We start from the raw sequence: 24186 nt of genomic DNA, 5'->3' as shown, positions 1-24186 counted from the left end.
GTTGGCTTAAGCATTAGTAAAATGTTTGCCGTTTGAGTATGTGCCAAAAAGCAAGTTTTTTTAACTTCTCTATCTACAAAATCATTTCAAAGGAACAATCTGTTCTTGATCAGGCGCGCATACGTTTATTATATTATGGTTTCTTTCTGGTATTTGTAGCTGCTGCTGCATTGTTAACCAGTGTTTATTTTCAGGGGCAGATGATGCTGGCCTATACTTCTTTATTTTTAATGCTCAGCATCATTGTATTGTTTAAAGCGCTAACATACAAACCAAACTGGCTTGCTATATCCCACGTGTTGCTCGTTGTGGGCACTTTGCTCAATGTAAGTATTGTATACGTATCGTTGCAAAGCATCAATATAGTTACGGTGCAGGTAGTTATTATCGTGATTGTATTCAGCTATTATATGCTGGGCCAAAAATGGGGACTGATCTATTCCCTGTTGAATACAGTACCTATACTGCTTTTTTTGTTTATTGAGCATAATTACAATTATTTAATACCCATAAAGCCCGATAAGATAGATCAATCAACCATTGTGATTAGTCTGTTTGCCAATTTTATATTGCTCATTTTTATTCATAGCCATCTTTATAACGCGTTTATAAAAAACTTGAAACAGCTGAAAGAAAGTGCTCATGAACAAAAAGCCTTGAATCAGAAACTAGAAAAGGCTATTGAGAAGGCGGAGAAATCGGCACATGCCCAATCTGAGTTTTTATCAACTATGTCGCATGAGATCCGTACTCCATTAAATGCGGTGATTGGCATGAGTAATTTGTTGATGATGGGCAGCCCGAGGCCAGAACAAAAGGAGAACCTGGAAATATTGAAATTTTCGGCAAATAACCTGCTGGCCATCGTAAATGATGTGCTCGACTTTAACAAAATTGAATCGGGGAAACTGGTGTTTGAAAATGTTCGTTTTGACCTGGTTGAGCTGATGTATAATATTTGCGGGGGGCAGATGCTAAAGGCTCACGAAAAAGGCCTGCAGTTTTCCCTTACTGTTGACAATGCCCTGAAAAACAAAGTTTTTTTTGGCGATCCAACCCGTATCACCCAGGTGGTTTTTAACCTGGTTAATAATGCTATAAAGTTTACCCCTAAGGGCAATGTGTGGGTGAATGTTACCTGCCAGGAGGATAGGCATAACACCCTTACCGTAAGGTTTTCTATAAAAGATACCGGTATAGGCATCAAAGACAGTAGCCTGAAAAATATCTTTGAACCATTTACGCAGGAGTCATTAGCTACCACACGTGAGTATGGAGGTACCGGACTTGGTTTGGCCATTGTAAAACGTCTGCTCGAATTGCAAGGTACACACATTGAGGTGATCAGTAAAATTGGTGAAGGATCTGAGTTTTTATTTAATATGGAACTCTCCGTATCAACAGAAGTGATTGCCGCTGGCATGGGTAAACAGGCAGAAACAGCCGAAGAAGAAGGCTTGAAAAGCCTGAAAGTACTTATTGCCGAAGATAACATGGTAAATGTTATGCTGATGAAGAAGCTGCTATCAAAATGGAAAATAATACCCACTATTGCCGAAAATGGCGAACGCGCCGTTGAGTTTATGCAATATGGTAATTTTGATATTATACTGATGGATCTGCAGATGCCGGTAATGAACGGCTTTGATGCTGCTCAGGAAATCAGGAAAATGGCCGATCCCAAAAAGGCAAGGATCCCCATCATTGCACTAACCGCCTCAGCCCTGGTTGATATAAAGGATAGGGTATTTAGAGTGGGGATGAACGATTATGTATCCAAACCATTTAAACCCGACGAACTACTGGAGAAGATACAAAACCTGATAGCATTGATTTAAAGCGCTTCTGGATAAGCAGGCAGATCCTCCAAAAACAGATACTTTTTGTTGATGTGATCTATACGGCAATAATAATGTTGCAAACCATTGCTAACGGCCAGTAACGGTACCTGGTGAACCATATTGTACCTGGCTATCTGGTCAAAAACTTTTTGATCAATGCTTATGAAAGGAGCTTTGCACTCCACAATCAATATTCGTTTACCTTCGGTATTAAATACAACAATATCAGTTCGTTTTTGTAGTCCGTTAAGTTTCATCCCACCTTCCAGCTTAATTAATGCACGTGGATAGTTTTTGTGTTTAATAAGATATTGTACAAAATGCTGGCGTACCCATTCCTCGGGAGTAATGATGATGTTTCTCTTTCTGATCTCATCAAATAAACTGAGCTGACCGTTCTGATCGGTAATCTTAAAAGGGTAAGGAGGAAGATTAAGCGGCTGCAGCAGATCCATTTTTAAATTCAAAAGTAAAAATTCAAAAGTAAAAAATGCTAATCATCAGGGGTAATTAAATTAAAAGGGATTTTTAGCTTTAATTTTAACACTATACCGGTTTTGAATTTTTCACGGATGTTTATTTCTTTTTTGTAGTTCAAGAGTGCTTCGCAATTTTTACTTTTGAATTTTGAATTAAAAAAGATGTCCGCAGCAGAGCTATTAAAAGATATAAAGAACCGTAAATACAAGCCCTTGTATCTGTTGCATGGTGAAGAACCTTATTTTATTGACCTGGTAAGCAATTATATTGAACATAGCCTGTTACCGGATGCCGAAAAAGGTTTTAATCAAACCGTAGTATACGGCAAGGATACCGACATGATGACGGTGCTTAACGCGGCTAAGCGTTACCCCATGATGGCCGATTACCAGGTAGTATTGGTAAAGGAGGCGCAGGAGATGAAATGGGGGAAGGATGATGACGGCAAAAAAGGTATCGATCCTGTATTAAGCTATCTCGAAAACCCTTTGCCAAGTACCATATTAGTGTTCTGCTACAAATACGGCAAGTTTGATAAGCGGAAAAAAACATATAAAGCCATTGAAAAAAATGGGATCGTTTTTGAATCGGCACCATTATATGATAATAAGGTGCCGGCCTGGATAGAAGGTTATATCAGTGATAAAGGGTATAAGATCAACGCACAGGCATCAGCTATGCTTTCGGAATATCTGGGCAATGATCTTTCAAAAATTGCCAACGAGCTTGAAAAACTAATGCTTAATGTGGCTGCCGGTCAGGAGATCACGCTTAAACATATCCAGGATAATATAGGCATCAGCAAAGAGTATAACGTATTTGAACTGCAAACGGCCCTGAGTAAAAAAGATGCTTATAAAGTTAACCAGATCATCAATTATTTTGAGGCCAATCCCAAGGCCAATCCTATTGTGCTGGTGCTGGGCAATCTGAATAACTACTTTAGTAAGGTGCTGGCCTTTCATTATGTAAAAGATAAATCGCAGCAAAACCTGGCCCGGGAACTGGGGGTAAACCCGTTTTTTGTAAAAGATTATGAGCAAGCCGGTCGTAGCTATAATTATCAAAAAACTATGCAAATCATTAGTTATCTGCGCGAGTATGATTTGAAAAGTAAAGGTGTTGAGTCAAATGCACCGCATGGCGAGTTGATGAAAGAACTGATGTTTAAAATTCTTCATTAAACCACTGCTTGTTGTTTGCAGCCCGGTTAATGTGCGTAACATTTCTGTTAGGTGTATCATTTGGAAATGATTACACGTAAAGCTCAGAGTTTGGTCAAAAACTGCCTTTAAGGGCCTTTCTGTGCGGTTTAAGTATTCTGAAATTATCTCCAACGAAAGTATTATACCTGATTGTAAATAATCTTTTACAATCGGCCGCGTCGTAACGCGTAAGTTATTTTATAAGTTCACGTTCAGAAAGTGTCCTGCAAGACTTTCGCAAGATGATGTTTATTAACTTAACTAAGGAGTATGATACTTTTATTTTGCGGCCTATCAGGAGCTGGCAAAACAACATTAGCAAAAAATGTTGCTGCCGAATTAACAGAACTCGGAATAAAGATTGAAATTATTGATGGCGATGAATATCGACAGGAAATCTGTAAAGATCTTGGATTTTCAAGGGAAGACAGGAGCGAAAACATCAGGAGATTGGGATTTGTGGCCAGCCGTTTCGCCAACCAGGGTATAGTTCCCATTATCAGTGCCATAAACCCTTATGATGATGTTAGACGCGAGCTTGCCAACCGGTACGACGATGTAAATATTGTACATATCGACTGCCCGGTTAACAAACTAATTGATCGCGATACCAAAGGTCTTTATCAGAGAGCTCTTTTACCAGAAGGGCATCCCAATAAGCTCTTAAACTTAACCGGGATAAATGATCGGTTTGATGTGCCTTATGATGCTGACCTTTATATTAATACCAGCGAAAACTCTATACAGCAAAGCACCTCTTTATTGGTTTATTTTATACTTAATAACCTTTACGCTACCGAAAAAATTTCTAATAAAATGACAGATAATTTTTAAGCTATTTACCTGCTTAAGCATTTTAAAACGATCGTCCTTTTATAAATTATGCAAAAAAGAACCCTTATCATTGCCGGAATGCACCGTTCCGGTACCTCATTGATCTCGAACTGGCTTACAAAATGTGGGCTGCAACTTGGCGAACAACTGCTTGGCCCGGGTTGGGGAAATGAAGATGGCCACTTTGAAGATGTGGAATTTTTAAAAATGCACGAGGAAGTTTTGAATAACAACCATCTGCCATCTTCTGGTTTAACTGATGTACAAATAGACACTTTCTCTATATATGAAAAAGAGAAGCTGAAAAGTATTATTAAAATTAAACAGCAGCTATATGATCAATGGGGCTGGAAGGATCCGCGTACATGTTTGTTTTTAGATGTTTACCAGGAGTTGCTGCCAGAAGCCTGTTATTTAATTATCCTGCGTGATTATCAGTCGGTTGTAAGTTCATTGCTGCGACGGGAGTTTAAAGAGGTAGATCAGAAATATATGAGCCGTAAATACTTATCCAGATTAGTATGGCAGAAATTCAGAAGATCACGCAGGCTTAAAAAATATTACGACGAAAATGCATCAAAATTTTTAAAAGTCTGGATAGCTTATAACCAGGATATTTTAAACTGTATTAAGAAACTTAACAACGACTCATTTATAGTAGTTAATTATTCTCTGTTAAACAGGGCAGATACCCAACTCTTCTCTTTTCTTGAAAATAACTGGAACTTTTCATTGAAGTATTTCAAATTTAAAGATGTATTTAAAGAGAGCCACATAGGTAAAGATATAGAGATTGATCTGCACATCACCGACAAGACGCTTATTGGAACGGCAATCCGATTACAAGATGAACTAAAAAGCTTCATTCATTTTTCCTGATAAAATGCTTAATCTTTAAAAAAAACAATACGGTTTACCGACCATTTCCAGGTTTGTAGTATTTCATCATTGGTTAACCGGCATACATCTTTTAAAACGGTGATAGATTCGATGCCGAAAAATATACTTAGTGAATTAACCATGTGATCGAAAACCCCCGATGTTAATGTTGATTGTAATGGTTTAAGAGCCTCCCTGATCAGGAGGATCCGCCTCCCGGCTCTTGATGGTGTTTCCTTGCGGATAACTGATTCGCCAATCACCGAACTTAAAAACAGGCGAAATTCAATCTCATTATTGATAAATAAATTAAAATGATAATCAATTAACCGGTCTAACCTTCCTTTCAGATCGGTATTACTTAAATCTGCAAAAAGATTGTCGTTTGTTTTTGCCTTTAGCTGGAGGGATGCTTCACGCTTTAATGCCTCTGAACTGGAAAAGTACCTGTAAGCTGTGGCTTTGGAAATTCCGGCTTCCCGTGCAACTAAGTCGACACTTATTTCGGTACGTTGTTTTAGTAATTCATTTGCTTTTAAAAGAAGAACCTCGCGGGTTTTCATCTTTTGGCTAACTCTTCCTTTGTCTAATGATAATTTCCCCATTGTGATACTTTTTTCTCATAAAATTCATTTCATAGATTAAAATTAATATTTTTGTGAGATATTAGTATCATAAAAAATAACATGGCAAGCAAACTCAAAATTCGTGGTATTAATTTGGTATATGAAGACCAGGGTACAGGTGACGTTATTGTATTTATACATGGGCAGCCCTTTAATCGCAGCATGTGGAATTATCAATCGAAGGTATTTAGTAAAACAAATAGGCTCATTATTCCTGATTTAAGAGGGTATGGCGAAAGTATCACCACCGAGCCGTTAGTACTTTTAGACGAGCTTGCACTTGATATTATCTATTTGCTTAATGAACTGAATATTTCTAAAGCTGTATTGGTGGGTTTGTCAATGGGCGGACAGGTAGCACTCGAAATATACAGACTTGCCCCACACTTGGTGACAGGCCTGGTATTGGCTGATACAGATGCAAGAGCCGAAGATGCTACCAGTTATTTAAACCGGCTAGCGCTTGCAAAAAGGTTGCTAAGTGAGGGTATGGAAAGATATACCACTCAAAATATAGGTCATTACCTTTGTAAAAATACTTTTGATACCAATCAGGAGGTAGTAGATCATCTTAGTGATATGATGATAAATACAGATGCAACTGGTGCAGCAGCGGTACAGTTAGGTCGTGCTGAAAGAAGAGATCATTCGGCCATGCTTTCAAATATCGATTTTCCAACACTGATTGTCGTTGGAGATCAGGACGTATTTACCCCTGTTAGCACTGCAGAGTACATGCATGCCCGTATAAATATGGCTGCGCTTGTTATTATAAAGAATGCTGGTCATATGCCTAATATGGAGCAACCCGGGCAGTTTAATCAATTATTAAAGGATTATCTGGATAAAATTTAGGGTAAAAAACTACTGTTTATTTATCCATGTTTCGGCTGTTATTACATCGGCAAAAAAACTAATGGTCATTTCGCCATTGAGATCATTCACGCTTTTGCGGGCCGAAAGCTGGCTGAATACACTTGGGGAGTTAACCCAGGCAAAATATCTTAAACCGGCTTTCTGCATAGCCGGAAAACATTCCTGGGCAACCCAGTCAACAGCTTCAGACCAATTGCCCAACACATGAATGTTATTATTCAGTATTTTATAAACATTGTTTTTTATCATCATGTTTAACATACGATGGCATCCCTGTTGTACCGATTCCAGGTTTTGAAAGCCAGTCCAGTCGGCATCGATGCGCGAGTGGATGCTATTGTAGCTAAGCGTGATGGCACTATCATGATAATACAGATCACCTTGTATGATGGCTGCTTGTTTGGGGATTTGATGTGTCAGCAATCGGAAAAAGAAAGTAGATCCTTCATTAGGCACACTGTCTATCCAAAAACTCCCGTTATGTCTTTTTAAGATCTCGGCCGAAATGAATAAACCCAGGCCAAGTCCTTCAAAGCGCATCGCTGTATTATCTACCCGGTAGTATCGTTCAAACAGGCGGCTCAGGTTTTTTTCTTCGATGCCAATACCAAAATCCTGAACCGATACAATCAGGCTGTTATCATCATGCAGTATACAATTAACAATAACAGTATCAGCCTCGGGCGAATATTTGATCGCGTTGGTCAATAAATTATTTACTACCTGTTCCAGCCTGAAACGATCGCCGGTATAGGTGATATCTTCTGCGCTTTCCAGTATGATCCGGTGTGATGTAGTAGTATGCTGCACACTATCAATAGTATCCCTGAGCATTTCATGGAAATTGAAAGTTTCCATATTATAATCCATCTTCCCGGCATTAATGCGTGATACATCCAACAGATCGCTGATCAGTTTTTCTAATCTTAATACATGCGCGGCCGACTTTTGAATAAGATCATTAAGCTTTGAGGGGTCACTAATACGCATCATGAGCTGGTTAAACGCTTTGATGCTGGTAAGTGGTGTTTTTAATTCATGACTGGCAATAGAAAGAAACTCGTCCTTTTTTTGCTCATTGGTTTTCTGAATATCGATATTGGTATTAGTACCCAGCCATAGTTTGATCTCTCCATTTTCAATCAACGGTACAGCCCGGGCCAGGTGCCAGCGATATTGCCCGTCCTGAAATTTTAAACGGAATTCCACCAGGTACTCCTGACCTGTTCGTAAAGCGGTGAGCCATTTTTTTAAGCAATTTTGCTGATCATCAGGATGGATGAAAGCTTGCCAGCCCTGGCTGATAATATCTTCGGCGCTTCGCCCAAAATCATCACAGATTACTTCATTTACATAATCAAGTTTGCCATTGGGACGGGCTGTCCATACCTGCTGCGGCATGGCGTTGAGTAAAAAACGGAAACGCTCTTCGTTTTCCTTTTCTTTTTGTCTCACCAGCACCGCCTCGGTTACTTCAAAAGCAAAAACCATAATGCCATCTACTTTATCGGTTGCATCATATCTGGCCTGGTAAATAAAGGTAAAGTAGCGATCTTCTAAAGGTCCGCCGGCTTCACGGGCCAAGGGGACTAATAACTCTTTGCCTTCAAACGTATTACCCGTTTTGTATACGTTTTTTAAAATATCAGCTATTAGTTGATCCTTAAGCTCTGGCAATGCTTCTAACAGGGGTTTTCCGGTGAGTTTTCGTCCCGGGAAAAGCTTTTGATACGGTGGGTTAACTAATTCAAATATAAAATCTGGTCCATCAAGTATGCAAATACCAGCAGGAGCCTGCATAAAGAATCTTTTCAGTCGCTCGGTTTGACCGGTGGCATCTGCCTGTGCGGTTAACAATTCAAGAGTGCGTAATTCCACCCGGCTTTCCAATTCATTGTTTAATTTGAGCAGACTTTGCTGTGCCCGGAACAGCTCCTCGTTCGTGGCGCTTAACTCCTCGTTGGCCGATTGTATTTCCTCGCTGGTAACCTGTATTTCTTCGTTGGCATGAGCTAAGCCCTCATTAAGGGCTAATAATTCCCTGCTGGTTTGTTCCAGGCGTTTTTTAGCCATAACCAACTCGGTGATATCATATTTGAAGCTTAAAACACCCGTTATATTTCCTTTATCATCGCGGATAGCCTGGTAAATAAAATTAAAATAATGATCATCCGGTGATCCTCCAATTTCGCTCACCAGTGGTACACAGATCTCATTGCCAACATAGGTTTTGCCGGTTTTATAAACTTGCTGCAGCGCGTCCCAAACAGGCAGGGCAGCAATCTCTGGCATAGCCATCAGCAAAGGCTTACCCAATATTTTACGCCCCGGGAAAAATTCTTTTTCGTAAAGCGGGTTTATAAACTCATATACAAGATCGGGGCCCGTAAAAATGGCAATTTGCGCAGGTATCTCATCAAATAGCTTTTCCATTTGCTGGCTTAGCTGACCTGCCTTTGCTGCCGCTGCTTTTTCCTTTTCTAAACTGATATTTAAATTCCGTTCGGCAATTACCTTTTCGGTAACATCCTGGGTATGGTGTATAATATAACAGATATCACCATCAGGATCAAGTACAGGTGTATGGGCGGTATCCCAGTAACGCTCCTGTAATATGCCTGATTGATTAGGCGTGTCAAAACGTGTAACAGGTAATTGATGTGGTTTACCGGTTTTTAATACCTGCTCTAATGAAAAAACGATGCCCCCTTCTTCAGATGCCCAATCCGGCTTTTGGGGGAAAACATCAAACAAATGCTTTTCCAGCAGCTCGGCCCGCATTTTACCGGTTAATTGTAAATAAGTGTTACTGGCAGTAAGTATATACAGTTCCTTTGAAAGAATAAGATAAGGGTGAGGTAAGGTCTCAAAAACCCTTAACATTTCTGGGGGCAACGCTGAACTGTGTTTAATGGGCATATATTATACAAAATGGATAAAAGCAAGATTAATAATCCTAAGGTAATTATTAAAATATTATCTTATAAGAAAATGTTTTGAATGAAAATAAACTTAAATGCAGAATCTGTATTTAATTAATATACGCCAGGCTTACTATCAATCAACAAAAAATTGGCCCATAAGTTCAAAATCTTTAACTTTATTTATGACATCAGATTATTTGGAAAGTGTTAAAAAACAATTTGCCTATTATAAAATACTGGGTGAAAAAACATTCGCGCAATTGACTGATGAACAGTTGAACTGGCAGTATAATGCAGAATCAAACAGTATTGCCATGATTGTTAATCACCTGTCGGGAAACATGCTCTCCAGATGGACGGATATTTTTAATGCCGATGGAGAAAAAGAGTGGCGTAATCGCGAGGCTGAATTTACTGTCATAAATCCCGGGCGTGCTGAGCTTATAGAGCGGTGGAACAGGGGGTGGGAATGCCTTTTAGGCGTGCTTGAACAATTAACTGCTGATGATCTGGACAGGATTATTTATATCCGCAATATGGGGCATACAGTTGCTGAGGCCATTAACCGGCAGCTGGCACATTACCCGTACCATGTAGGGCAAATTGTTTTTATTGGCAAAATGCTTTGTAATGAAAATTGGAGTTCGCTTTCTATACCCAGAGGGAAATCGGAAGCTTATAATGCTGATAAGTTTGCCAAAGAGAAACATCGCGAGCACTTTACCGATGAGTTCAGCGATGATAAAAATTAATCTGTCACTTTGGTTTCCTAACCACATAGGTTTTAGCCCGCTGGTCATGCCAGCATTGTTTCATTGAACTCCATAGCATGGCAAAATAGCCAATGCAAAAGAAAAAGCTGGATAAAATTTTAAACAGATTACGCGTTAGTGCAGTACCAAATCTTAACCTTTCCCCATTAATGTTTACAACTGCCAGGCGACAAATGAACTTGCCAATACTTCCCTGCATTTCTGTGGCTTCAAAAGCCGAATTATAGGAAATTAATGCCAGGAGAAAAAGGAGCCTGAACAACAGATCTGCTCCGGGTGATGACACTGCTTCATTGTCACTTACAGTGCCGGTTGTGAACCGTTCTATAACAACCAGTACTCCGCCAATTAGCCCAAAGCCCAGTACTATAATAAGATAATCAATAACAAAGGCCAGTAAGCGCCATCCAAAATTAGCTACAGTATGTTTTGTTGGTACGTATACGCCAATGGATTTAAAATACTCGTCAAATTCGGGAAGCTCAGCAGCTTCCTGCCAATCTGAAGCTAATGGCGACAATACCAGTTCTGTGGCATTTACTTCCATGTCCATTAACTCGGTATGGCTGTACGGGCCGTGCTTTTCGTTGTCTCTTACAATGTAGTATTCATTGATCATGATGCAGGTTTGAGGTATCGAAAAATAAAGAAAATATCTGTTGAGAACAACTGCAAAATGAAGAAAGGTAAGATAACTAAACTTGAAATAATAGTTAAAATATTACTTTATAAGAAGCTGTTTTGATGTTCAAAAAGATGGCTGATTTGATTAATGCCGGAGCAAGTGCGGGCTGTATGGTTTGTAACAATGCCCGTACCGGTAAATCTAAAGCTTAATACGAGTTGATAAATGAAATATAGCATCTTTTACAGCCTAATTCTATTTATAGCCATGATACTTCCCGGCTATCCGGTTTGTGCGCAACAGATACGGCTAAAAAAGGGAGAGCAGACCATCGTTACATCAGATAGTATTAAACTGGCGATCAAGGTGGCGGGCAATGGGCCGGTATGTATATATATTCATGGTGGCCCCGGGCAGGATTATTTGTCGTTTGAGAAAATGGGTGGCTCTAATCTTGAAAAAAAATTCACCATGGTTTACCTTGACCAGCGGGGCTCGGGGCATTCACAAAATGCGAAAGATTATGGTTTGAACCGCCTGGTTGCCGATATAGAAGAAACCAGGAAACACCTGGGTGTTGACAAAATTTACCTGCTTGGCCATTCATTTGGTGGTGTGCTGGCGGTTAATTATGTTCAAAAATATCAGGGGCATGTTTCCGGACTAATATTGACTAATTCGACGCTACACTTTTTTAATAACAATTCATTAAGGGAGCAGATTACGTACTCCTATCATTTGTTGCATAAAGATACTACCATTACCAGCGATAATACCAGGGAGTTGTTATTGCAAAACTCTATTGTCAGAAAAAAATTAAACAAAGCACACCTGGGTTACAAATTATTGGCCGATAGTATGAGCACCATCGAAAAAATGGATAGCATAGAATCGGGTTATAAACGTACTTCTGATTTTGGTTATGCCGTTATCGCCCACCTGATAGATACTACCAAACAAAACCACTATCCGGAGTATTGGATAGATTATGCTCCTATCAGCAGTCAGATCCGTGTGCCTGTACTGGTTATTACCGGCACCCACGATTATGCCATTGGAACAGAGCATTATAAAACTTTTCGGTTTCCTAATCAACAGGTAGTGAAGTTGGATGGCTCACATATGCTTTATTATGAAAAGAATGCAGCCTTTGTGGCAGCCGTATTTAGGTTTATTGATAAATAGGGCGACTAACTTAAAAGTGGTGTACTGACTTTTTTTCGCCAACAAAAAAGTCTTACAACAATTGCTATAAGACTTATGATAAAGGTTTAGGGTGGGAAAATCTTTAGAAATTATAGCCCCGTTGCTTTACACGTTCATGGATCAGCGCGCCTGCATCGGCGTCGAGTAGAATTTCGCAGTTAGGGTGCAGCTGGACTACGGATGCAGGTATGTCGGTAGTTACAGGGCCTAAAATGGCTTGCTCAATGATTTCGGCTTTATGTGCTCCTTTGGCTATCAGTATTAGTTTGCGGGTATGCATGATGTTTTTAATACCACGGGTTAGGCCACCCAATACAATGTGTTCAGGAACTTGTGTTTCGCGGCGTACACGGGCCTCAAAGTCGGGGTCCATAGGCGATACCCATGTCTCGCTTTCAAAAGGCGTACCGGGCTGGTTAATACCGATGTGACCGTTGCTGCCAATACCCAGCATCTGCAGATCGGCACCGCCGCGTTCGGCCAGGCGTTTTTCAAAAAGCAGGCTTTCGGCTTCAAAATCATCGCTCAGGGTAGGGGGCATAATAAAATTTTCATCAGGGATACCCAATGGGCCAGCAATCTGATTCAATATCATGGTGTAGCAACTGCCTGCATATTCCCGTGGCAGGTTAGTCAATTCGTCCACATTAAAAAGGGTAATGCGCGATACATCAAACGGGTATTGCGTGTAAATATCAGACACTATTCGGTGCATATCAATAGTGGTTTGCCCGGTTGAAAGGCCTATCACAGCCGTGGGTTTTTCCAGCATCTGACCAATAATGCGCCAGGCCGCGGTTTCGTTAAATTCTTTTTCGTTTTTGGTTATGGTGATTTTCATCGTATTATTTTGCCTTTACAGGTGTTTTAATTCTTCTTCAAAAAATGCGTCGATGGCTATAACAGCGCTTGCTTCATCCTCACCATCAATAATGATAGAGATGGTTTCGCCGCCTTTTATACCCAGCGAAAGAATGTTCATGAGGCTGCTTAGTTTAACCGTACGCTCGCCTTTTTTTATGCTGATGAGTGAGCTGTAGTTTTTGGATAATTTTACCAGATTGGTTGCTGGCCGGGCATGCATACCTTCGGCGGCTGTAATTAAATAGTCTTTTGTTATCATAGGGTTATCTCCTGTAAATAAGCGGTGATGGCTGTCGAACTATCCATCTCCATTACACGGCTATGTATCTGTTTGGCTTTTACCAGATCGCTGTGGATAATGATATGCTTAATCTCTGGAATAGCCGCGGCACTCATGGAAAACTCAGTAAGCCCCATGCCCAATAATAAAAGGGTTGCTTTAGGATCTGATGCCAGTTCGCCGCACATACCTACTTCCACATTGTTTTTATGACCCTGTTCAATCACATAAGCAATAAGCCGAAGCACCCCGGGATTGTAAGGATCATACAGCTCTTTGATCTGCTCATTCATGCGGTCGACAGCCAAAGTATATTGGCAAAGATCATTGGTGCCGATACTGAAAAAATCAACCTCTTTAGCCAGCAGATCTGCCGTGACGGCTGCTGACGGAATCTCGATCATAATCCCTACGGGGGTATTTTGATCAAAGGCGATTCCTGCCCCGGCTAACTCATCCTTGGCTTGCTGCAATATGGTTTTGGCTGCCCTTACTTCCTGTATATTGGAGATCATCGGGAACATGATCTTTAACCGGCCAAACGCGCTGGCCCGTAATATGGCTTTCAGCTGGACGATAAAAATATCCGGACGATCCAAACAGATTCGAATAGCACGGTAACCCAGGAAAGGGTTTTGCTCTGCCGGGAAATTAAAATAGGATAGTTGTTTATCGCCACCAATATCCAACGTGCGTACAATAACGGGCTTGCCTTTAGCTTTAAGGGCTACGGCTTTATAAAATTCAAATTGCTCATCTTCGTCGGGTAAGGCATCGCGCCCCATAAAAAGTAGTTCGGTACGCAGTAATCCCGAGCCCTCAGCACCAAAACCGATGGCTTGTTCCATATCATTGGCATCGCCTATATTGGCCATTAGCTTGATATTAACTCCATCAATAGTTGTGGCGGGTGTATCTTTTAGGGACCGAAGTAAATCAGCCTGCACCTGCCAGTTTTCTTGTTTTATACGATATTGTTCAACCGTCTCCTGATTCGGATTGATGATGATCGCACCGCTTTGCCCATCGAGGATCAGCGAGTCGCCATCTTTAATATCCATTAAGGTTATACCGCATCCCACAATGGCCGGAATGCCGCGCGATCTGGCAATAATAGCCGCATGCGATGTACGCCCACCTACTTGTGTGGCAAAGCCTGCGACATGCCTAGTATCCATGCTGATGGTATCCGATGGTGTAAGGTCTTCGGTAATAATGATGGTATCAACTTCGTAAGCAGCAATTGTGGTTGAGACTGAAGCATTCAGGTTTCCGAGCAGGCGATTACCGATATCCTGAACGTCGGCGGCGCGAGCGCTCAGATATTCATCGTCCATATTCTTAAACAGGTCTACAGCAGCACGAATCACCTCAATCACCGCATCATTAGCATTCTTCTTTTCTTTGGATATTTTTTCGGTCACATCTTCGCTGATCTGCGGGTCGGTTAACAGTTCAATATGTGTTTCCAGTATTTCCAGTCCTTCTTTTCCCTGAGATTGATCGTAACTGCTGATCAGCGTTTCAATCTCCTGAACTGAAATAATAACAGCATTATTGAATTTTTCTATCTCGATAGTAATATCAGCATCATTCGCTAATACAACACCCGACAAGGCCGCTTCCTGTTTTTTTAGCAGATGCGCTTTGCCAATGGCAATTCCCGAAGATACGCCTATGCCATTGATCGTCATACAAACAAATGGATTATACTGCCTGCAAAACCCAATGCCAACAGGCCCAGTAGCAGCCAGGTGGTTTTAACCTGTTTTTTTACAAAATAATATATCAGGAAGGTAAGCCCCAGTGGTATCATAGCGGGTACTATCTGATCCAGGATGCCCTGTACGCCTACTGCCGATGAGGACGAGCCAATATTCAGCGGTGTTTTGATATTCATAAGCGTGGCGGGCATGGCACCTACCACCATTAGGCCCAATATAGCAGCACCCGAGGTGAGCTTATCCATCACATTACTTTTGCTCAGATTCTGCAAAAATTTAGTCCCGGCATTGTAGCCTATAAAAGTTAGGTTGTAGCGCAGCAGCAGATGCGGTACATTGAATATGATCAAAAAAAGCAGCGGACCTAATATATTTCCCTTAATAGCTAAGGAAGTACCTACGCCTGCGGCGATCACTTTAAAAGTACCCCAAAATAAAGAATCGAACACTCCGGCCAGTGGTCCCATCAATCCCAGTTTCACCGAGCTGATAGATTCTTCGTCGAAATCTTTGTCCAGGGCATTTTGCTCTTCCATAGCAGCGGTAATACCGATGATGAGGGTAGAACCATAGGGACTGGTATTAAACAGCTGCAAATGCCTTTTGAGGGCTGCGGTCATGGCTTCTTTGGTGTGATACAATTTTTTGAGCACCGGGATGATGGCAAATGCAAAGCCCGTATTTTGCCAGGTTTCAAAGTTGAAATTGGCCTCCAGCGTAAGCGATCGTAAAAATAGTTTTCTTAAAGTGCCATTGCTTAGTTGATGTTGCGGCTCAACGGGTGTTGTTTCGGCAGGTGTATCATCGAAATCAAAATCATCATCATTAGAGGCGGTAGCGGCCAGTTTAGGTGCATCCTGTGTTACGATGAGCGCGATGATTACCCCTAAACCGCCAATGGCAATAATGGGAAGCTTTAAATAAGCCGCCAGCATAAATCCCAGGAAAAAATAAGGCGCTACTCTTTTGTTAAACATCAGATTCATGAGCAGAGCGAAACCCAGCGCGGGCAACATATTCCCGGCCACCTGCAAGCCCGATTGTACCCAGGCCGGGATCAAATCAAGGAATGATTTGATGGCCGTTGAACCCAGTTCCAAAGCCACAAAAATAATGACGCCCATGAGCACCGGTTTTAACAGACCTGACAGAATATGTAATCGCTGCACGCCTTTATAATCGCCGGCCTCGGCATATTGATTGAATTTTTTATTGAAAACTGCCCGGAAAACGAACAGCCCACTGATCACCATTTCTGAGAGGATGGAGATAGGTACGGCCAAAGCCAGCGCGATGGCAGGTCCTTTGTGCGACATGATAGCGAAGGCCGTTCCCAAGACTCCACCGGTAATAATATCCGGTGGAATAGCTGCACCAACTTTGATATTGCCCATAAAGATCAGTTCCAGCGTAGCACCTATCATGACGCCCTGGGTAACATCGCCCAGTACTAAACCAACCAGTGGCCCCAGGATCAGCGGGCGACTTAACAGCGTAGTGCCCAAAAAATCCTCAAAATGTCCGAAAACGGCTATGAGTGTGAGTAACAGATAGGTGGCCAGCATCTTAAATCAGGGTTTCTATCGGGGTTTTGTTATCAGTTGGCACTTGTCGTACTTCCAGTTCGATGCCTTTGGCTAACAGATCACGGATAATGGCTATATCGTCATCAGTAACCGCCAAAGCCTTGGCTATGGAGTGAGTGCCTTCTCTGGTACGGATGCCGCCAAAGTTGATGCTTTTTATCTCGCTTACGCCGGCAGCCAATGCAGCCGCGTCTTTTACAGAATTCACCAGTACCAGTATTTTCATGTTCTGGCCGCGCGGGTCATTTAAAAATATGATGGCGTCGGCCAATGTTTTGATGAGCAATTTGGCCGAGGCAGGTTTGGCTAGGCCCAGGGTCATTTTTAAGAATTCGTCGGTGGCGGCCTTATCGTTGGCTACCAGCAGGCAATCCGCGCCCAGTGCGGGTGTCCAGGTCATAGCCACCTGTCCGTGTACCAGTCTGTCGTCTATGCGGGTTAGCTTAATCATTTTGTTGTGTTATCAGTTTGTTTACATAAACCATTTGCTCTTTCCCGTCGATAATGGCTGTTTCTATTACCTCGGTAACCGGGGTGCCCGCATCACCCATAATAACCTCAATTAACAAAGGCAGGTTAAAGCCCGATACGATATGCACATTGTCTTTCAATGCTTCGCGTATCATGATGTTATTTACACTGCCACCCAGCAGGTCGGTAAATATCACCAGTTCATCATCGGCCGTAATATGGATTAAAACCGCGGCCAGTTCGTCTTCTACGCTGATAGCATCATCGAGGTAGGCCTGGATCAGGAATACGTTATCGGTTTCACCAATAATCATATCCAATGACGATTTTATCCCCTTGGCAAAAGCCCCATGCGTGGCAATTAAGAATTTTCTCATTTATATCTATATCCAAAATCCCCATTGATCTTTTGTTCTTAAAAAAGAGCGATCTGTAGGGCCAGTAAATCAAAAATTTAAAAAGAAATAAGCAATGCGACAGTATGCTTATCCAGGTTATAACACTTTGCAAGTATGCTATAAAGTTAAACCATTTTATAGTTTTAGTACACTACATTACCACTACTACGATCTGAAAATGATGATATTAACAGGGTTTTAAGCAGGGAAAATGCATAGTGCCGGCACTACAGAAAAAATGCAGAGCAACCGGGACGGAGAATGAGACAGATTCGCCTTTCAATCTTTTGTAACTAATTTGATATAATATCGGGTTGGCAATATTGGTAGTGGTGATGTAGTGTTGTTAAAATAGCAGTTGGGAAAACTAATATCGAGCTTTGTTCAAGCTGATCAATGCTGGCTTATATCCTGTTATATTCAATTACCAATTGTGATACCTTGTCTAAAACCAACACCAACTGTGAAGAAGTTCTTTTTATTGACGCTTTTTATATCATCAATTTATCATTACGGCTTTGCCCAGGCTCCTGATGCTCCATTTAGAGCGGCCAGGTCATTTTACCAGCAACGTTTGGAGGATAAGGAAGCTGTTTACTTTACACCAGATAAATACCCCGTGAAGGCCGATGGGAAAACTGATGTATCCGATGCGCTGCAACAGGCTATTAAGGATTTGAAGGATAAAAATAATTTCGGCGTACTGTTTATCCCCGAAGGGAAATACCTCATTAGTAAAACCATATTTGTACCCCGGGCGGTGCGACTGATCGGTTATGGTAAAACCCGCCCGGTTATTATCCTGGCCAAAAACTCACCCGGTTTCCAGGTGGCCGATACAACGGATAAGGGCAAGGCCAAATATATGTTCTGGTTTGTGAATAATATATCCAAACCTGGCGAAGAGGTATCAGATGCGGGGGCATCTACCTTCTACAGTGCCTTATCCAATATCAACCTTAAAATTGAAGACGGTAATCCGGTAGCTGTCGCCTTGCGCACGCATTATGCCCAGCATAGTTTTATAGCCCATGCTGATATTGACGTGGGCAAAGGCAAGGCAGGCATGTTTGATGTGGGTAACGAGATGGAAGATGTGCGCTTTTTTAATGGCGATTACGGCATCCTGACCACCAAGCCATCACCGGGATGGCAGTTTATGATGGTGGATACCTATTTTGAAGGGCAACGCAAAGCCGCCATCAGTACCCAGGAGGCGGGATTAACCATTGTGCGCATGCAGGTAAAAAATGTGCCTACGGCGATTGAGATCCATCCCAATTATCATGAAAAATTGTTTGTGGAGGATAGCCGGTTTGACCATGTGAGCGGTCCGGCTGTTATCATCAGTAATGAGGATAATGCCTTTAACCAGATCAGTCTGCGTAATGTGGATTGCCGCGATGTAAAAACATTGGTCAACTATCGCCGCAGCAAAACAACAACCACCGGTGAAGGCGCTATCTACAAAGTAAAAAACTTTATATACGGTTTGCAGATGGATAACCTGACTGCTGACCCGGTATGTAAAACCATAAAAGAGATCCAGCCGCTGTCGGCTTTCCCTGCACCAGCCAAAAAAGATATACCGGAGTTTCCGGCGATAAGTACCTGGGTCAACCTGCAAACACTGGGTGCCAAAGGTGATGGTGAAACGGATGATACCAAAGCCATGCAGGAGGCGATTGACCAATATCCTGCTATTTATGTACCATCGGGGAGATATCGGATCACCGGAACTTTAAAATTCAAACCGAATACGGTTCTGATCGGTTTAAATCCCATCGCTACACAGATCATATTGAAAGACAATACCCAGGCCTTCGGTGGTTTCGGCGGACCTGTACCAATGATCGAAACCAGTAAAGGCGGCAACAATATCCTTACCGGTATAGGCTTATCATCGGGTCGCATCAACCCGCGGGCCGTGGCCTGTAAGTGGATGGCCGGTGAAAACTCCTACCTGAATGATGTAAAATTTTTAGGCGGTCATGGAGGCATGAATAAGCCTGGCGAGCAAACAGGTCAAGGTTTGTATAAAGGTAACGACAGCGATATGTGGGACAGCCAATATTGGAGCCTTTGGGTAACCGATGGCGGCGGAGGTACATTCAAAAATATCTGGAGTGCCAATACCTACGCTACTGCCGGGGCCTATGTTTCCAATACCAGCACGCCGGGACGCATTTATGCCCTTTCGGTTGAGCACCATGTACGCAACGAGGTCCGTTTTAACAAAGTAGCCAACTGGAAAGTGTACGCCCTGCAACTGGAGGAGGAAAGCCGGGAAAGCACCGAATGCCAGCCGCTGGAACTGGAAAATTGTGCTGACATGACTTTTGCCAATTTGTACATGTTTAGGGTGATTAGGGTAAATAAACCTTATCCATATTCTGTCCGCAGTTGGAATAATAAAAATGTGGAGCTGCTGAATGTACATAACTACAGCCAAATCAAATATACCACTACCGATCCGCTGTATGATATTGGTACCAATACCACGGTACGTCCCTGGGAGTTTGCCCGTTTGGTGATCAACAGTACCACAACAGCCAGCGAACAGCCTGTTCAGGGCAATGTACAAAAACTGGCATCTGGCTTTGAGTTTGCCAACAGTTTGTGTACCGATAGCAAGGGCAATGTTTACTTCAGCGAGGCGCGGATGAGGCGCATTTATAAATGGGATGCCAGTACCAAAACTATCAGTTTGCTGGCCGATTATCCCTGGGAACCACTTTCGCTGGCCTGCGATAAAAATGATAACCTGCTGGTGGTATTTAAATATACCCCCAAGCCCGGTTATCTGGTTGATGGTAAGCCCGAAGAATTTAAAAATCCGGCTGATGCATCAGGTACTTCCTTTAGCGGCTGGGGCAATTCGGGTTTTGGCAGTTTGGTGTATTCGGTAAATACAGATAATCCGGATGAGAGCATCCTTCTCCTGAAAAAAGAGGCTATGCCAACTGGCAAGACTATATATCAGGCACTTTATCCCGTACACCGCTGGCGCGATTTTCATGATTTTAATACGGTATCAGTCAATAAAGCAACCGAATGCTGGGTGGCGCCAGATGGAGTTACTATTATCCCGGTGGTGTATGACCTGGCCCGTTCAAGCGCGCTAGTTGCCGCCTACCCCGGTAAACCGGTTTATACTACTGATGAGTATGATAAACGTACGGTACAGCTCAAGGTAAGCCCCGAAGGTTACCTGAGCGATCTGAAATATTTTGCCGAACGAGGCGAGTTTGATTTGGCTGGTGATGCCAAAGGCAATGTGTATATAGCCGACGGGCAGGTGTATATTTATGACAGTGCCGGTAAGCAGAGCGGTGTGATCAAAGTTCCGGAACGCCCTACATCGCTTGTGTTTAGTAAAGATGGGAAAACCTTGTACGTTACCGGGCATAATGCTTTGTACGCGGTGGCTGTTAATTAGAAAGACGTTTTGCGCTGTTCGAAGTCAGAGACTTCGAACAGCGCAACTGTTTTTATAAATTTATATAACATATTAATATCTTGATCTATGAATAAAAAGAAACTGAAGTTTTTGCTCTCCATATTAATGGTACCATTGGCAACCTTTGCCCAGCAAATTAAAATAGTAACCAACCAGGTAGGCTATGAAGATACCAAAGCTAAAAAGGCTATTGTAGTAACGGACAAAGCCTATCAAATCACCACATTTCAGCTGGTTGATGTGGACGGCAAAATGGTATTCTCTGGCAAGTCTGCATACAATGGCAACGTGAAAGGATGGAAAAACCGGGAGTTTTATACGCTTGATTTTAGCGGGTTTACTACTGCGGGTATCTACCAGGTGCAGATCAACTTATCCGGTAAAAAGATCAATTCCTATCCGTTTAAAATAGGGAAGAATGTGTTGGAGCAGGCTACGCTGTCAGATGTAGTATATTACTTTAAAGGGCAGCGCGCTGCTGGCGAAATCGACAAGGCCGATCGTCATTTATTGTTGGCTGGCAGAACACAGGATACTATTGATGCCCATGGCGGTTGGTATGATGCCACCGGTGATTATGGCAAGCATTTTTCACATCTGTCGTTCTCCAATTATTTCAATCCGCAGCAGATACCTTTGGTGGTTTGGAGCTTATTGAAAACCAAAGAGATCCTCGATAAAAAAACAACTACCGATTTCAGGCAGATCAATCGCCGTATTTTGGATGAGGCCACTTATGGTGCCGATTACCTGGTGCGGATGCAGGTCAAAAACGGTTCTTTTTATCGTTCGGTATCGGCTCCGGGCCCGGGCAAACTGGCAAAGGACAGGGTGATCCGTGCCGAAGATGCTTCCTATCGCATCAAACAAACTAAAGATCAACCCTTCAGCAACAGCGCCGAAAATAAGGACTGGCACCGTTATCAAACCAGCTATCGATCGGGTGGGGGTATAGCCATTGCTGCCTTGGCTATGGCATCAACCATCAAAGTAAACGGCGATTTTACCAGCGAACAATATTTACAGGCCGCCGAAAACGCTTTCCATTTCCTGGAAGCCAACAACAAGCTCATGACCTTTGATGGTCGCGAGAATATCCTGGATGATTATTGCGCCTTAAGCGCTGCGACCGAGTTATACAAAGCCACCAAAAAAACGGAATATTTAACAGCTGCAACCAAAAGGGCTACTAATCTTATTAGTCGATTATCTGCCTGGAAAAAATATCAGAACTACTGGAAGGCCGATAGTACCGACAGGCCATTCTTTCATCCATCAGACGCAGGAATGCCTGTTGCCAGTTTGATCTATTACTATCCATATGCAGATCAGGCTATGCAGGTAGCCATCAAAAAAGCCATCAAAGCGTCCTTTGATTTTGAATTGAAAGTTACCCATGAGGTGAATAACCCTTTTGGTTATAGTCGTCAATTGGTGCAGGACACCCTGGGCAACAGGCGCACATCGTTTTTCTTTCCGCAGGGCAGCGATGCCTCGCCTTGGTGGCAGGGCGAAAATGCCCGCTTATCTTCTATGGCTACTGCTGCACGCCTCGCTGCCGGTTTGTTTGCCGATGATCAAGCTTACCATGATCAGCTGGAAACCTTCGCCGTTGATCAGTTAAATTGGATCCTGGGTTTGAACCCTTTTGATGCCAGTATGCTGCAGGGCACAGGGCATAATAATCCCGCGTATGGTTTCTTTGGCACGTTTGAATATACCAATGCTCCCGGCGGTATTGTAAATGGTGTAACCGGTGGATTGACTGATGAAAATGATATCGACTTTAATTTATCCTACGCCCAGATCCACAAGGATTACGACTGGCGCTGGGCCGAGCAGTGGCTTCCGCATACCGCCTGGTACCTGTTGGCCGTGGCTATACATGAATAATTAGTTATGAAGAATATGAAAAAGATTTGTTTAATAACTCTTATTGCTTTACTGATCCTGTCGCGGTTTACTTTTGCGCAGGTAACACATACCACTTTAGCTACGGGTGAGTCTGCTCCCGATTTTAGTCTGCCCGGCATCGATGGGAAAACGTATACACTGCAATCATTTAAAGATGCCAAGGTGCTGGCCGTAGTGTTTATCTGCAATCACTGTCCAACTTCGCAGGCTTATGAGGATAGACTGGTGAAACTAACCAGCGACTATGCATCAAAAGGTGTCAAAGTAGTGGCCATCAACCCAAACAACCCGGCTTCCCTGCGCTTGGATGAGTTGGGATATAGTGACCTTGGCGATTCGTTTGACGATATGAAAGTACGTGCTAAAGACCGTCATTTTAATTTTCCCTATTTGTATGACGGCGAAACAGAGATCGCCAGTAATAAATATGGCCCGGTAGCGACACCGCATATTTTTATTTTTGATAAGGACAGGAAGTTACGCTATAATGGCCGTATTGACGATATGGAAAACCCTGCCAAAACACCACGATCTTTAGATGCCCGCAACGCTATTGATGCTGTATTGGCTGGTAAAGAAGTGGCAGTGCCGGTAACCAAAACCTTTGGCTGCTCTATCAAATGGGCCGAGAAGCAGGACTGGATCCAGAAAGCCGCCGTAACCTGGGCCAATGAGCCGGTAAAACTGGATACCATTGATGCAGCGGGTATTGCCAACCTGGTAAAAAATAAAAGCGATAAACTAAGATTGATCAACCTGTGGGCTACCTGGTGTGGCCCTTGCGTGGCCGAATTTCCGGAGCTGGTAACCATCATGCATCTGTACCGTGACCGAGGGTTGGAGTTTGTCACCATCAGCGCCGACGATCCATCGCGTAAGGATAAGGCTTTGAGTTTTTTGAAGGGTAAACAGGCATCGGGCCCCAATTATATTTATACCGGCGATGATAAATACAAAATGATCGAAGCGGTTGACCCTAAATGGGATGGCGCCCTGCCATACACTATGCTGGTTGACCCTGATGGTAAAGTTGTTTACGGAAAACAAGGTATCATCAATCCCGAAGAACTCAAAAAGATCATCTGGGATGATCCGTTGATGGGGAGGATATATAAGTAAGGTGTAAAACAGGGCTTGTCATACTGAGCTTGTCGAAGTATCGCGCGCAGAGGCCTGCCCACCATGCTTCGACGGGCTCAGCATGACAGCCTTTGAAATGA

The 24186-nt window shown here is 42.6% G+C and carries 20 protein-coding genes; 10 read left to right on the top strand and 10 right to left on the bottom strand.

What is annotated here, in order from left to right; genetic code table 11:
• The first annotated feature begins 38 nt into the window (after positions 1–38).
• Positions 39–1838: an ATP-binding protein gene (locus G7092_RS12480; protein ID WP_235953871.1), complete on the top strand. Its 1800-nt coding sequence runs from the start codon at positions 39–41 to the stop codon at positions 1836–1838.
• Here G7092_RS12480 and G7092_RS12475 read toward each other — a convergent pair.
• Complete coding sequence (locus tag G7092_RS12475) at positions 1835–2296, bottom strand: type I restriction enzyme HsdR N-terminal domain-containing protein (protein WP_166089740.1); 462 nt, start codon at positions 2294–2296, stop codon at positions 1835–1837. The two genes, G7092_RS12480 and G7092_RS12475, sit on opposite strands and share 4 nt — an antisense overlap.
• A gap of 186 nt (positions 2297–2482) precedes the next feature.
• On the opposite strand from G7092_RS12475, the gene holA reads away from it, so the two are divergent.
• The 3 genes from holA (at position 2483) to G7092_RS12460 (ending at position 5239) form a co-directional block, all read left to right on the top strand.
• Entirely contained in the window at positions 2483–3505 is a 1023-nt protein-coding gene (holA, locus tag G7092_RS12470; RefSeq protein ID WP_166089738.1) for a DNA polymerase III subunit delta, read from the top strand.
• A 291-nt stretch (positions 3506–3796) separates the two neighbouring features.
• A complete protein-coding gene (gene cysC, locus G7092_RS12465; RefSeq protein WP_166089736.1) occupies positions 3797–4360 on the top strand; it encodes an adenylyl-sulfate kinase in 564 nt (187 codons plus the stop codon).
• A gap of 48 nt (positions 4361–4408) precedes the next feature.
• Complete coding sequence (locus G7092_RS12460; RefSeq protein ID WP_166089734.1) at positions 4409–5239, top strand: sulfotransferase; 831 nt, start codon at positions 4409–4411, stop codon at positions 5237–5239.
• 8 nt (positions 5240–5247) lie between these two features.
• Here G7092_RS12460 and G7092_RS12455 read toward each other — a convergent pair whose 3' ends face one another.
• Positions 5248–5844 (bottom strand): TetR/AcrR family transcriptional regulator, encoded by a 597-nt coding sequence (locus G7092_RS12455; RefSeq protein ID WP_166089731.1) that lies wholly within the window; start codon positions 5842–5844, stop codon positions 5248–5250.
• An 81-nt stretch (positions 5845–5925) separates the two neighbouring features.
• Between G7092_RS12455 and G7092_RS12450 the strand changes: the two genes are divergently transcribed.
• Positions 5926–6720 (top strand): alpha/beta fold hydrolase, encoded by a 795-nt coding sequence (locus G7092_RS12450; RefSeq protein WP_166089729.1) that lies wholly within the window; start codon positions 5926–5928, stop codon positions 6718–6720.
• Positions 6721–6729: 9 nt separating this feature from the next.
• Here G7092_RS12450 and G7092_RS12445 read toward each other — a convergent pair whose 3' ends face one another.
• Complete coding sequence (locus G7092_RS12445; protein ID WP_166089727.1) at positions 6730–9660, bottom strand: PAS domain-containing protein; 2931 nt, start codon at positions 9658–9660, stop codon at positions 6730–6732.
• A gap of 187 nt (positions 9661–9847) precedes the next feature.
• Here G7092_RS12445 and G7092_RS12440 point away from each other — a divergent pair, with 187 nt between their 5' ends.
• Positions 9848–10417 (top strand): DUF1572 family protein, encoded by a 570-nt coding sequence (locus G7092_RS12440; protein ID WP_166089725.1) that lies wholly within the window; start codon positions 9848–9850, stop codon positions 10415–10417.
• A gap of 4 nt (positions 10418–10421) precedes the next feature.
• Here G7092_RS12440 and G7092_RS12435 read toward each other — a convergent pair whose 3' ends face one another.
• On the bottom strand, positions 10422–11057 hold the full coding sequence (locus tag G7092_RS12435) for an RDD family protein (RefSeq protein ID WP_166089723.1): 636 nt from the start codon (positions 11055–11057) through the stop codon (positions 10422–10424).
• A gap of 231 nt (positions 11058–11288) precedes the next feature.
• Here G7092_RS12435 and G7092_RS12430 point away from each other — a divergent pair, with 231 nt between their 5' ends.
• A complete protein-coding gene (locus G7092_RS12430; RefSeq protein WP_166089720.1) occupies positions 11289–12248 on the top strand; it encodes an alpha/beta fold hydrolase in 960 nt (319 codons plus the stop codon).
• 103 nt (positions 12249–12351) lie between these two features.
• Here the strand turns inward: G7092_RS12430 and G7092_RS12425 are convergent, their stop codons facing one another.
• From G7092_RS12425 to G7092_RS12400, 6 genes are read right to left on the bottom strand one after another with little or no spacing between them, the layout of a single operon-like run.
• A complete protein-coding gene (locus tag G7092_RS12425; protein ID WP_166089718.1) occupies positions 12352–13110 on the bottom strand; it encodes a 6-phosphogluconolactonase in 759 nt (252 codons plus the stop codon).
• A 15-nt stretch (positions 13111–13125) separates the two neighbouring features.
• A complete protein-coding gene (locus tag G7092_RS12420; RefSeq protein WP_166089716.1) occupies positions 13126–13392 on the bottom strand; it encodes an HPr family phosphocarrier protein in 267 nt (88 codons plus the stop codon).
• Complete coding sequence (gene ptsP, locus G7092_RS12415) at positions 13389–15107, bottom strand: phosphoenolpyruvate--protein phosphotransferase (protein WP_166089714.1); 1719 nt, start codon at positions 15105–15107, stop codon at positions 13389–13391. The genes G7092_RS12420 and ptsP overlap by 4 nt, the downstream gene beginning before the upstream one ends.
• Entirely contained in the window at positions 15104–16702 is a 1599-nt protein-coding gene (locus G7092_RS30525; protein WP_202985263.1) for a PTS system mannose/fructose/sorbose family transporter subunit IID, read from the bottom strand. Before G7092_RS30525 ends, ptsP begins: the two co-directional genes overlap by 4 nt.
• 1 nt (position 16703) lies before the next feature.
• A complete protein-coding gene (locus tag G7092_RS12405; protein WP_166089712.1) occupies positions 16704–17174 on the bottom strand; it encodes a PTS sugar transporter subunit IIB in 471 nt (156 codons plus the stop codon).
• The gene (locus G7092_RS12400) at positions 17167–17571 is read right to left on the bottom strand and encodes a PTS sugar transporter subunit IIA (protein ID WP_166089710.1); all 405 of its coding nucleotides are present in this window, start codon (positions 17569–17571) and stop codon (positions 17167–17169) included. The genes G7092_RS12405 and G7092_RS12400 overlap by 8 nt, the downstream gene beginning before the upstream one ends.
• A gap of 484 nt (positions 17572–18055) precedes the next feature.
• On the opposite strand from G7092_RS12400, the gene G7092_RS12395 reads away from it, so the two are divergent.
• From G7092_RS12395 to G7092_RS12385, 3 genes are all read left to right on the top strand, one after another.
• Positions 18056–21031: a glycosyl hydrolase family 28-related protein gene (locus G7092_RS12395; RefSeq protein ID WP_202985262.1), complete on the top strand. Its 2976-nt coding sequence runs from the start codon at positions 18056–18058 to the stop codon at positions 21029–21031.
• Positions 21032–21118: 87 nt separating this feature from the next.
• Positions 21119–22945, top strand: coding sequence for a glycoside hydrolase family 9 protein (locus G7092_RS12390; protein WP_166089707.1), 1827 nt, complete (start codon positions 21119–21121; stop codon positions 22943–22945).
• 15 nt (positions 22946–22960) lie between these two features.
• Entirely contained in the window at positions 22961–24085 is a 1125-nt protein-coding gene (locus G7092_RS12385) for a redoxin family protein (RefSeq protein WP_166089706.1), read from the top strand.
• Positions 24086–24186 lie beyond the last annotated feature (101 nt).

It is taken from the genome of Mucilaginibacter inviolabilis, from assembly GCF_011089895.1.
GTDB lineage: Bacteria > Bacteroidota > Bacteroidia > Sphingobacteriales > Sphingobacteriaceae > Mucilaginibacter > Mucilaginibacter inviolabilis.
The sequence above is the reverse complement of the archived record's forward strand: the minus strand, read 5'-3'. Positions and strand labels throughout refer to the sequence as shown.

Bases quoted from the DNA above. Each gene is read 5' to 3' on its own strand.
- G7092_RS12460 (WP_166089734.1), top strand. From the start codon at position 4,409: ATGCAAAAAAGAACCCTTATCATTGCCGGAATGCACCGTTCCGGTACC.
- cysC (WP_166089736.1), top strand. From the start codon at position 3,797: ATGATACTTTTATTTTGCGGCCTATCAGGAGCTGGCAAAACAACATTA.
- ptsP (WP_166089714.1), bottom strand. From the start codon at position 15,107: ATGACGATCAATGGCATAGGCGTATCTTCGGGAATTGCCATTGGCAAA.
- holA (WP_166089738.1), top strand. From the start codon at position 2,483: ATGTCCGCAGCAGAGCTATTAAAAGATATAAAGAACCGTAAATACAAG.
- G7092_RS12450 (WP_166089729.1), top strand. From the start codon at position 5,926: ATGGCAAGCAAACTCAAAATTCGTGGTATTAATTTGGTATATGAAGAC.
- G7092_RS12435 (WP_166089723.1), bottom strand. From the start codon at position 11,057: ATGATCAATGAATACTACATTGTAAGAGACAACGAAAAGCACGGCCCG.
- G7092_RS12480 (WP_235953871.1), top strand. From the start codon at position 39: ATGTGCCAAAAAGCAAGTTTTTTTAACTTCTCTATCTACAAAATCATT.
- G7092_RS12405 (WP_166089712.1), bottom strand. From the start codon at position 17,174: ATGATTAAGCTAACCCGCATAGACGACAGACTGGTACACGGACAGGTG.
- G7092_RS12430 (WP_166089720.1), top strand. From the start codon at position 11,289: ATGAAATATAGCATCTTTTACAGCCTAATTCTATTTATAGCCATGATA.
- G7092_RS12445 (WP_166089727.1), bottom strand. From the start codon at position 9,660: ATGCCCATTAAACACAGTTCAGCGTTGCCCCCAGAAATGTTAAGGGTT.
- G7092_RS12475 (WP_166089740.1), bottom strand. From the start codon at position 2,296: ATGGATCTGCTGCAGCCGCTTAATCTTCCTCCTTACCCTTTTAAGATT.
- G7092_RS12400 (WP_166089710.1), bottom strand. From the start codon at position 17,571: ATGAGAAAATTCTTAATTGCCACGCATGGGGCTTTTGCCAAGGGGATA.
- G7092_RS12440 (WP_166089725.1), top strand. From the start codon at position 9,848: ATGACATCAGATTATTTGGAAAGTGTTAAAAAACAATTTGCCTATTAT.
- G7092_RS30525 (WP_202985263.1), bottom strand. From the start codon at position 16,702: ATGCTGGCCACCTATCTGTTACTCACACTCATAGCCGTTTTCGGACAT.
- G7092_RS12425 (WP_166089718.1), bottom strand. From the start codon at position 13,110: ATGAAAATCACCATAACCAAAAACGAAAAAGAATTTAACGAAACCGCG.
- G7092_RS12455 (WP_166089731.1), bottom strand. From the start codon at position 5,844: ATGGGGAAATTATCATTAGACAAAGGAAGAGTTAGCCAAAAGATGAAA.
- G7092_RS12385 (WP_166089706.1), top strand. From the start codon at position 22,961: ATGAAAAAGATTTGTTTAATAACTCTTATTGCTTTACTGATCCTGTCG.
- G7092_RS12420 (WP_166089716.1), bottom strand. From the start codon at position 13,392: ATGATAACAAAAGACTATTTAATTACAGCCGCCGAAGGTATGCATGCC.
- G7092_RS12390 (WP_166089707.1), top strand. From the start codon at position 21,119: ATGAATAAAAAGAAACTGAAGTTTTTGCTCTCCATATTAATGGTACCA.